At 62.4% G+C, this 210-nt stretch carries 1 protein-coding gene; it reads left to right on the top strand.

The features are described from left to right. Nucleotides 1-210 (top strand): C39 family peptidase (locus ACLQ28_RS34710; protein ID WP_425690478.1); only part of this gene is annotated, 210 nt, incomplete at both ends.

A 210-nucleotide genomic window follows, 5' to 3' on the forward strand; every position in this document is an offset into this window, starting at 1 on the left:
GCCCAGCCGAACTTCTACGACTGCGGCCCCGCCGCAACCCGTAACGCCCTGTCCGTGCAGGGCAAGGACATCAACATCGACGACATGGCCAAGGAAATGGGCACCACCGAAGCCGGCACCAACTCCATCAACGACATCACCCCCGTCCTGAACAAGGAAACCGGCAACAACGCCTACCACTCCGTCGAGATCAGCAACCCCGACGCCGAC

Origin of the sequence: Micromonospora sp. DT201 (assembly GCF_049841575.1) — a bacterium.
GTDB lineage: Bacteria > Actinomycetota > Actinomycetes > Mycobacteriales > Micromonosporaceae > Micromonospora.